This is a genomic window from Actinomyces sp. ICM39 (assembly GCF_000282935.1).
In the GTDB taxonomy this organism is placed as follows: Bacteria; Actinomycetota; Actinomycetes; order Actinomycetales; family Actinomycetaceae; genus Pauljensenia; species Pauljensenia odontolytica_B.
Genome location: NZ_ALCB01000084.1, coordinates 1 through 10,191, shown reverse-complemented (window position 1 = coordinate 10,191; position 10,191 = coordinate 1). Strand labels below are relative to the sequence as shown.

General features: G+C 67.0%; 7 protein-coding genes. 6 read left to right on the top strand and 1 reads right to left on the bottom strand.

Features of this window, described 5'->3' with window-relative positions:
- Positions 1-32: 32 nt before the first annotated feature.
- On the bottom strand, positions 33-2,726 hold the full coding sequence (locus tag HMPREF1137_RS05495; RefSeq protein ID WP_196792960.1) for a SpaA isopeptide-forming pilin-related protein: 2,694 nt from the start codon (positions 2,724-2,726) through the stop codon (positions 33-35).
- A 646-nt stretch (positions 2,727-3,372) separates the two neighbouring features.
- Here HMPREF1137_RS05495 and HMPREF1137_RS05490 point away from each other — a divergent pair.
- From HMPREF1137_RS05490 to HMPREF1137_RS09770, 6 genes are all read left to right on the top strand, one after another.
- A complete protein-coding gene (locus tag HMPREF1137_RS05490; protein ID WP_007589799.1) occupies positions 3,373-4,074 on the top strand; it encodes an FHA domain-containing protein in 702 nt (233 codons plus the stop codon).
- A gap of 4 nt (positions 4,075-4,078) precedes the next feature.
- The gene (locus HMPREF1137_RS05485) at positions 4,079-4,582 is read left to right on the top strand and encodes an FHA domain-containing protein FhaB/FipA (RefSeq protein WP_007589795.1); all 504 of its coding nucleotides are present in this window, start codon (positions 4,079-4,081) and stop codon (positions 4,580-4,582) included.
- Position 4,583: 1 nt separating this feature from the next.
- A complete protein-coding gene (locus tag HMPREF1137_RS05480) occupies positions 4,584-5,885 on the top strand; it encodes a PP2C family protein-serine/threonine phosphatase (RefSeq protein WP_007589797.1) in 1,302 nt (433 codons plus the stop codon).
- Positions 5,885-7,264: an FtsW/RodA/SpoVE family cell cycle protein gene (locus tag HMPREF1137_RS05475; RefSeq protein WP_007589800.1), complete on the top strand. Its 1,380-nt coding sequence runs from the start codon at positions 5,885-5,887 to the stop codon at positions 7,262-7,264. Before HMPREF1137_RS05480 ends, HMPREF1137_RS05475 begins: the two co-directional genes overlap by 1 nt.
- 3 nt (positions 7,265-7,267) lie before the next feature.
- Complete coding sequence (locus HMPREF1137_RS05470; RefSeq protein WP_007589802.1) at positions 7,268-8,719, top strand: peptidoglycan D,D-transpeptidase FtsI family protein; 1,452 nt, start codon at positions 7,268-7,270, stop codon at positions 8,717-8,719.
- Between the two features lie 11 nt (positions 8,720-8,730).
- Positions 8,731-10,191, top strand: a 1,461-nt coding sequence (locus HMPREF1137_RS09770; protein WP_050980943.1) for a serine/threonine-protein kinase, incomplete at its 3' end; no start/stop codon positions are given.

Below are 10,191 nucleotides of genomic sequence, written 5' to 3'. Positions count from 1 at the left end.
CGCACCCACGTCGTTATGTCTCGCAGTGTTTCTTACGCGGCCTGTGTCCGCTCTCGGCGGCGCCACGCGCATGCTCCGGCGAGGCCGAGCAGGGCGGCCCCGCCCGCGAGCTGCGGGTAGACGCCGATGAATCCGGCCTTGGGAAGCACGCCGACCTGCGTGTCGACGACTCGAATGCCGGGCATGCGATCCGCGCCGGGCAGGCTGCCCGAAGCGGGCAGGACACGCACGGAGCTGAACCCCTCGTCGGCGCCAAAGTCCGTCTTAATGACGGTCGTGGCGTCAGCATCCGCGCCTGCCTCGATATGGAAGGCGACGGGACGGGGCAGCAGAGCGTGCCCGACGGGCGCGCGGGTCTCGACGAGCCAGTAGGTCTTCCCCGTCTCCAGGGGCGCGGTCACGAAACGCGACCCGCCGTCGAGGACAGAGACCGGGTCCCCAGCCAGGGCCTCGTTGTCGTAGATCGCGAAGGCCGAGCCGTCGAGCGGGTACGTGCCGTCGTCGTTGGGGGTTCCAACCGGCTGCGTGCCGGCCTTTTCGATGCGGATCGGTCGGGGGCGCGCGGGTGCACAGGCCTCGTTGTTGGCCTCGCCATCGTGATCGTAGGCGCCCGTCACCGCGTTGTAGAGGCCGTGGCCCGGGGTGAGGCGGTCGTTCGACGAGGCGCACTCGAGCAGTGACTCGGAATACCCGGCGGCCGAACTATCGCGCGTCACCTTCATGCGGATGTACCACGAGGAGGACGCGCCCGGCTCGGTGGCCGTCCCCTCGGTGAGGACGTAGGACGCGGCGGCCCCCTGCTCGGTCGCGGTATCAAGCCCGTCGAGGCTAGTCGCGACGGCAGCGGAGCGCACGGTCAGGCCCGGCGCGAAGTTCGGCGTGTCCGTGAGGCGCCCGGTCGTGCCCGCGAGGGTCCCGTCGTTCGTAGCCGTAATGCGATAGGTGACGGTGATGTCATCCGTCGTCGCGCCCTCGACCGATTCGAGGTCCTTCTGGATGCGCAGCTTGGGGGTCTGCTCACGGTTGGTGAACGTGCAGGTGATCGGCAGGGCCGCAGGCGACGAGGCCGGGGCGACCTGGGAGAAGTCCACGCCGCCCGTCTCAGCATCTCGGGTGACGTTCACGCGCTCGCCCACGCCGTTTAGGCAGGTCACATCGACGAGGCTCCACTGCGCGGAGTTCGGGTCATCACTGGTCTTCCAGGGGCCGAAACGCCCCTGCGCACCAAAATCCAACGGGAATCGGCCTGCGATGCGCGGCCCCGTCTCGGCGATGATGAACTGGGAGAAGCCCGGCATGAAGGCCTTGTATCCGGAGGTGGCCGCCCCGGCCTCGCCGTAGGCGGTCGGGGTCAGGTTCGCGTCCTCGAAGGACTTCCATCCGACAAAGCCGTCTGCCGTCACGCTCGTGGTGAGCGGGGTTCCCGTGGGCGCGGACCAGTCGCCCAGGCCCATCGTCGTGAAGGTGAACGGGGGGATCGCGTCGCCGACCTGCTCGGAGTCCTCGGTGAGAGCTTTCGCGACGCGCACGTAGCGTTCCTGGCTGAAGGAGCCGTAGAGGCAGCCGAAGGACGCCTGGCTTTCCTTCGTCGTGAAGCTGGAGACCGGGGTCGAGCCCGCGGGCGGGGTGGCGGGGCAGTTGCCGTCCGCGTTGGGTACGAATCCGTAGAGGACGAGGCGGTACGGGATCCCGTTGACGGTGATCGTCTGGTCCGAGGTGGTCTTCATGATCGTCAAGACGTCGTCCGAGTCAGGGGTCTGGTCGGGCTTGCCTGCCGAGCCCGGGTAGTACTGGGGCTGATCCGTGTAGATGTCGTATCTGCCTTTTCCTTCACCGACTTTCTTGAAGCAATGCCAGTTGTGATCAGATCGAGCGAGCGCATAGTAGGGGGCAGTCGATGGGCAGGTGCGCGGCGCAGAGGCACGGGAGACCCACTCGTAGGGGCCTCCCTTGCGTCGCACGGCCGTCGTGTCCGTGTCGTTGTCGGTTTCCTGCTGGTCAAAGGGGAAGGATTCCTCCAGGTCACCAATACGAATGTCGAAGGACGAGTGCACCCAGTGGATCTGGGAGTAGATGGGGAAGTTATTGTGGCGCACGGCCCCGATCAGAAAGGTGCTGTTGAGCGGGACCGTTCCCGGGTTGTTCGGCTTGTAGCCGAGAGCACTCGTCGTCGAGGTCGAGATCGCATCGGGCGTGTATTCGCCATAGTAGGGGTACCGGTAGTAGGCGGCCATGTGGTAGTCCCAGGCCACGCCTCGAGTAACGTAGGACCAGTAATCACCGCTTCTCGCGGTGTCCGCGTCGAGCCAGTCCTGGGAGTACCCCGCGCGATACGCAACCGAGCGCTGGTTGGGGTCCGCGGAATTGTAGACCGTCATACCGGGCACGATGCCGAAGTACGAGTTGTCAGCAACGACGGTGGTCCGGTCCGTACCGGAGTTGTTGAGGACGGCCTTACCGATTCGACCTTCGGAGCGATTAAAGGTGATGCTGTCGGCACCGGGGGTCTCGAGGGGAGCCTCGGCCCGTGCAACTCCGGGCACCATCATGAGGCCGGAGAGGGCGAGGCCGGACAGCGCGAGCGCGACGAGGCCTCGCGCGAGGAAGCGACGCGGGCGCGGTGCGCGCACCGCCCGGCAGGTCACGTGGCCAGCCGTCGGTGGATGGTCGTCTCGGTGGGCAGTGTCTCCACTCTGGACGCCGCCCTGCATGTCAGTGAGTCTCATACCGCCCCCACGTTGATATGGTTACCGACTCACCATAACAATGAGGCTTAGTTCCCGCACAACCCTCTAGGTCAATATTTATCTACACCCGCACATATCGAACAGGGCGCCCATATTCGGTGGACCGCGCAGACAATTGCCGCCAAGCCGAGCTCATCCATTCCCAAATGGCGACCCGCCTCACTTTTTCACAACCTCACCCCACACTCGGCCACTCAATACGAAAGAGTCAGCAGCGCCAACCATCTGGTCAGTCATTTCGATTGTGCACTGCATAACAGGCACAATGTGCGCGCCACCGGGACACACCTCGACACAACCTCCCCCAAACGGAAGCCTGGAGCCCAGAATGCAACCATGCAAGACCAATACATACGACACGACCTGTCCACACTCTGTTTGCTCCGACACACTTATCGTCACACGTGTAACATGTGCACCAAATGTCACAGGCGCATCATGGCAAGGTATTCCCTGCCATGACGGGCCTTCGATGCGAGCGCGTAGGCCTTTGCTCATCGGGAACATCCCGGCAGTTGGGGCCACACCGCTTCGCGCGGCGGCTAAACTGTGACTGGGAGCGGCCTCGCTTCCACCCACACCGTACGTCGCGCGCACAGCGCGGGGGAATGAGGAGAGCACGACTATGAGCATCTTCGACCGCTTCGAGAGCGCCGTCGAGAGAGGCGTCAACGGCGCCTTCTCGCGCGTGTTCCGGTCGGGGATCAAGCCCGTGGATATCACCACGGCGATCCGCCGCGCCATGGACGAATCCGTCCAGGAAGTCTCCGCCTCGCGCATCATTGCCGCGAACCACTTCTCGGTCTACGCCTCACGCACCGACCTCACCTCCCTCGAGGCGTCCCTCGACGTCCTCGCCGACGAGTTCGCCCAGCAGGCCACCGAACATGCCGCGGCGAACGGCTACTCTCTCCTCGGCCCCGTCACGATCGAATTCATCGCCGACGCCTCCGAGCCCAGCGGCACCCTGAAGGTCGACGCTGAAAACCGCCGGGGCCCCGCCGCCCCCGCCACCGCCTCGTCCGCTTCCCCCGAGCACCCCATCATCGACGTCGACGGCGAAAAGTGGCTGCTCACCGAGCCCGTCACCGTCATCGGACGCGGCTCCGAAGCCGACATCGTCGTCAACGACTCGGGTGTCTCGCGCCGCCACCTCGAACTGCGCATCACGCCCACCGGCGTCATTGCGACCGATCTGGGCTCCACCAACGGCTCCTTCGTCGAAGGCCACCGCATCGACGCAGCGACCCTGCTCGACGGTAACCAGATCGTCATCGGACGCACCAAGATCCTCTTCTGGACGCACCCAGACCAGAGCGGAGTTTAATGAAGTGACCACTGACCTCGCATTTACCGTCTTCCGCATCGGGTTCCTGGTGCTGCTGTGGCTCCTCGTGCTCGCGGCCGTCAACACGCTGCGACGCGACATCTTCGGCACCGTCGTGACCCCGCGCGGCAAGGGACGCGACAAGGCCACGTCACGCCGCAAAGCCTCCCGAGAGAAGCGCAAGGACAACAAGAAGCGCACCTCCACGAACCCGCTGGCCCCCAAGGACCTCCTGGTGACCGGCGGCCCCCTCGTGGGCACCATGCTGCCCCTCGGCGAAGCCCCCATCGTCATCGGCCGCTCCCCCGCGTGCACCCTCGTGCTCGAAGACGAGTACGCGTCCAGCCGCCACGCGGCACTCACCCCCCAGTCCGACGGCTGGTGGATCGAAGACCTCTCCAGCCGTAACGGCACCTTCATCGACGACGAGCGCCTGAGCAGTCCGCGCCAGCTCAAGATCGGTGACGTCATCCGCATCGGCCAGACGACTCTCGAATTGGTGGGTTGATATGTCAGGAAACGCGGTTCAATTCCACTACGCTGCCCGCTCCGATGTGGGCCTCGTGCGTTCCAACAACCAGGACTCCGGCTACGCCGGCGCGAACCTGCTGGTCCTTGCCGACGGCATGGGCGGCCCCGCGGGAGGCGACATCGCCTCCTCGGTGGCCCTCGCGCACCTCGTCCCCCTCGACACGGACTCGCACCCGGCCGACTCGATGCTTCCCCTCCTGCGCGAGGCCCTCCTCGACGCGCACGAGGAGCTCACCGACCGCTCGAGCCGCGACCGCGACCTCGAGGGCCTGGGCACCACCTGCATCGCGCTCATGCGCTCCGGCAACCGCCTCGCAATGGTCCACATCGGCGACTCGCGCGCCTACGTGCTGCGCGGCGACACGCTGACCCAGGTCACGACCGACCACTCCTTCGTGCAGTACCTGGTCGACACCGGCCAGATCACGCCCGAGGAAGCCGAGCACCACCCCAACCGCAACGTCGTCCTGAAGATCCTCGGCGACGCGCAGGCCGACGTGGCCCCCGACGAGACGATCCGCGAGGCCGTCGTCGGCGACCGCTGGATGCTGTGCTCCGACGGCCTGTCCGGCCTCGTCTCCCCCGAGACGATCGGCCAGGTCATGGCCGACATCAAGGATCCGGGCGAGTGCGCCGAAGAACTCATCCGCCTGGCCCTCCTGGCCGGCGGCCCCGACAACATCACGTGCGTCATCGCGGACATCGTTCCCGCCGGCACGTTCCCGCCCGCTCCCCCGCAGATCGTGGGCGCCGCGGCCATCGACCGCAACGCCAAGTCCCGCGGAGGCGACGGCGCGGCTGCTCGCGCGGCCGCCCTGGGTTCGGCCTCCTCCGACATCATCTCCGACGAGGACGAGGCCCCCATCGAGCTCAAGCCTCATTCTTCCTGGTGGACCCCCGTCTTCGTCTCGCTCGTGACGGTCCTCGTCGTCGCAGCCTCGTGGATGTCGTGGAAGTGGACGCAGACCCAGTACTACGCGATCGGCCAGGACGGCTACGTCGTCATCTACCAGGGCATTCCTCAGTCGATTGGACCCTGGCAGCTATCGCACGCGGTCGAGGTCTCGAACGTGGCCCTCGCCGACTTGTCCCCCGTCGACCGCCAGCGCCTCGATACTCCGGTGCTGCGCTCTTCGCGAGCCGACATTGACTCCTACATCGAGGGCCTCAAGCGCTCCGTGGCCGACAACGTGTCGTCCCCCTCGTCCTCGACGACCCAGTCGGGCATGCCGCAGTCCGGCACGCCCCAATCCGGGGCGCAGAGTGGGGGCGCCTCGTAATGGCTACCGTATCGATCGCGCCCGCCCGGCCTCGCCGCTTCCTGGAGCTGACCCTCATGGGGTTGGCCCTGGCGGTCGGCATCGCCGGGTACGTGCTCACGTCGCTGAACTACACGGGGGAGATCCCCGCGAACCTGCTCACGCAGGTCGGCGTCCTGGTGGCCATCGCCATCATCGCCGAGGTCGGCGTGCACTTCCTGGCGCCCTACGCGGACCCCGTGATCCTCCCGGTCGCGGTGGCGCTGACGGGCCTCGGGCTGGCGATGATCTACCGGTTGGACCTGTCGTACGCCCGCAGGGACGAGGCCGTGGTCGGCTTCCGCCAGGCCCTCTTCGTGGGCATCGCGATCGTTATCGCCGCGATCATTTTGATCACGCTGCGCGACCACCGCATGCTGCGCCGCTACACCTACACCTTCGGTGCACTGTCGCTCTTCCTGCTGCTTCTGCCGATGATTCCGGGCCTCGGCCAGGAAACCTTCGGCGCGCGCGTCTGGATTCACCTGGGGCCCCTCTCCGTTCAGCCCGGCGAGCTCGTCAAGATCACCCTGGCGATCTTCTTCGCCGGGTACCTCGTGACGAACCGCGACAACCTGGCGATCGGTGGCCGCAAGTTCCTCGGCATGCGCCTGCCGCGCGCCCGAGACCTCGGCCCGATCATGGTCGTGTGGCTGATCGGCATCGCGATCCTCGTCCTGCAGCGCGACCTCGGCACCTCGCTGCTGTTCTTCGGTCTCTTCGTCGCGATGCTGTACGTCGCCACGAACCGCGTGTCGTGGCTGGTCATCGGCTTCACGCTCTTCGTGCCCGCCGTCCTCGTGGCTGTCAAGTCTTTCAGCCACGTGCAGACGCGCTTCAACATCTGGCTTAACGCCCTCGACCCCGAGGTGTACGACCGCGGGTCCTACCAGCTCGTCCAGGGCCTGTTCGGCCAGGCTTCCGGTGGCCTCATGGGTACCGGGTGGGGCCGCGGATACCCGCAGCTGGTGCCGCTGGCGAACTCGGACTTCATCCTGTCCTCCTTCGCGGAGGAACTGGGCCTGACCGGCATGGCCGCGATCCTGGTCCTGTACCTGATTCTTATTCAGCGCGGCCTGCGTGCGGCGCTGACGGTGCGCGACGGTTTCGGCAAGCTACTGGCGACCGGCCTGAGCTTCTCGCTGGCCATTCAGCTGTTCGTGGTGCTCGGCGGCATCACTCGCATTATTCCGCTGACCGGCCTGACAGCCCCGTTCCTGGCAGCCGGCGGCTCGTCGATGGTGTCCTCGTGGATCACCGTCGCCCTGCTGATCCGCGTGTCGGACGCTGCGCGCCGCCCCGCGTCGACCCCCGCGCCGTGGAACTCAGGCATCCAGCCTGCCGTGGGAGTGGGTGAGTAAGTCGTGAACAATCAGATTCGCAAGATTTTCATCATCGTCCTGCTCATGTTCGCCCTGCTGGGTGTGGGCGTGACGAACACGCAGTTCATCTCCGCGTCCTCCCTCAACGCCGACGCGCGCAACCAGCGCACGATCCTGCACGCGGCCGAAACCGACCGCGGCCCAATCATCGTCGACAAGACGGCGATCGCCTCGTCCGAACGCGAGGCCGATTCCAAGCGCTACGCGCGCTCTTACGCCGAGGGGCCCCTATACGCCTCGGTCACCGGCTACTTCTCGTCCGTCGGCAACGCGTCGACGGGTATCGAAGCCGCCGAGGAGGACGTGCTGGACGGCCAGTCGCAGACGCTGCTCGGCCAGCGCCTGCGTAACCTCCTGACGGGACAGAACCGCCAGGGCGGCGGCGTGGAACTCACGCTGAACCCGGACATGCAAAAGGCCGCGGCTGCGGCTCTTGGTAACCGCAAGGGTGCCGTCGTGGCCCTCGACGCGCGCACTGGCGCGGTCCTAGCGATGTATTCGGCGCCGACCTTCGACCCGAACCAGCTCGCTTCCTCCGACGCGGGCGCGGTGTCCGACGCATTCTCCGCGCTCTCCTCGGACCCCAGCAACCCTCTGCTCAACCGCACGATCTCTGAGCGCTACGCCCCCGGCTCGACGTTCAAGATCCTCACAACGATCGCCCTCATCGAAAACCGCCTCGCCGACCCGGACATGCACATGCCCTCCCCCGTGTCGACGACCCTGCCCGGCACGGCCACCGAGGTCTCCAACATCGAGTCCTCCACCTGCGGCGACGGCAACCCGACGCTCACCGAGGCCTTCGCCCGTTCGTGCAACACGACCTTCGTACTGGCTTCCGAGCAGCTGACGAACCAACAGCTTGTCGACGTGACGAACCGGTTCGGATTTGGACGCGAGACGCAGATTCCTCTGTCCGTGACCCCCTCCGTGTTCCCCGCCGACGCGGATGCTGCACAGCTCGCGATGAGCTCGATCGGCCAGTACACAGTCCAGACGACGCCTCTGCAGATGGCGCAGGTCGCCCAGACCATCGCGAACGACGGCCAGATGATGACCCCCTACCTCATCGGCTCGATCGTGGATGCCGACAACCAGGTCGTGCGTACGACCACCCCCACCGACGCCGGACGACCGATCTCCTCCGAAACGGCCTCGAAGCTGCGCGCGATGATGGAAGCCGTCGTGTCCCAGCCCTACGGCACGGGTACGACGATGGCCCTACCGAACGTGTCCGTGGCCGCCAAGACCGGTACCGCTGAGACGGGCGAGGGCGACCACGCGAACGCCTGGGCCGTCGGTTTTGCCCCCGCGGATAACCCGCGCATCGCCTTTGCTGTCCTCGTCGAGGGCGACGATACGAACCCCACCCCGCACGGCGGCGACGTGGCCGGTCCGATTGCTCGGGCTGTCCTGGAAGCGGGGCTCAAGTGAGTGTTCCACGCATGACGTCAGGCGCCGGGCGAGTGCTCGGCGGCCGCTACACGCTGCTCACCCCGATCGCACAGGGCGGCATGGGCGAGGTCTGGAAAGCCCGAGACCGGGTCAGCGGACACATCGTCGCCGCGAAGGTCCTTCGTCCCGAGCTGGCCGGCGAGGAGCTCTCCCTGTCGCGCCTGCGCCTCGAAGCCCGTAACTCGATGTCGATCTCGCACCCGAATATCGCAAACACGCAGGATTCAGGCGAAGAAGACGGCATCGGCTGGATCATCATGGAGCTCGTCGACGGATACCCGCTGACGGATTACCTGCGCGGCGGCTCCCGCATCGAGCCCGAGTACCTCATGCCGATCCTCGTTCAGGTCGCGATGGCGCTGGGCGCTGCCGCGCGCGCGGGCGTCGTGCACCGCGACATCAAGCCCGCGAACATTATTGTTCGTCCTGACGGCATGGTGAAGCTAACGGACTTCGGGATCTCGCGAGCCACCGGACAGGTGAACCTGACCGCCGCGGGCATGGTCATGGGCACCGCCCAGTACCTGCCGCCCGAACAGGCTATGGGCGAGGTCGCCACCCCCATCGGCGACCTCTACGCCCTCGGCGTCATCGCCTACGAGGCCGCGGCCGGGAAACGCCCATTCACCGGCGAAACGCAGGTCGACATCGCGTTCGCACACGTCAACGACCCCGTGCCACCGCTCCCCGACTTCGTTCCCGAGCCTCTCGCCGACGTCATCCTGCACCTGCTAGAAAAGGACCCCTCGAAGCGCCCCGAGTCCGGGTCGGCCGCCGTGCGCGAGATCGCCGCAGCCGCCAAGGCCATGGGCATCTCCGTGACTCCTCGTCCCCTTCCCCTGCCGAAGGCCGCCCAGCGCCCGGCAGAGGTCCGCACGCCCGTCCAGCCCTCGGTCCCGATCGTCGCGCCGGTTCGCCACCTGACGCGCCGCACGCTGCCCGAGGACATGCTGCAGCCGCCGTCGGGCCTCACCCCCAAGGCGCGCACCGCGACTGGCCGACATGCCGCCGTCCCCGTCCTGGACGAGGCGACGACGATCGCGCCCTCCTCCTCGGCGATTCCCGTCACGGGCCGTCACGCCGCCGTCCCCCGCGTCCTCGACGAGGCCGAGGTCCTTCCGACCTCCCATCCCATTTCCGCACCCACCCGGGTACGCCGCCTACACCCCGAGACCACCGGCGAGCACACTCCCGCCGTCTCAGGCGCCGTCCAATCGCTGACCTCGACCGGGCGCCATGCGGCCGTGCCAGCTCCGGCCCCCGCCCCTCAGGCACCAGTCTCCGCGCCGATCCCGACTCGTTCCACATCTACGGTGAACCGCACGACAACGCCTGCCGCTCCCGCAGCGGCCCCGGCGGCCCCAACCACGGCTTCCACCCCGCGTCACGCCGCGCCCGCGCAGCCGACGCAGGTTCCACAGCCCACGCAGAGCGCACAGCCCGCCCGGGCC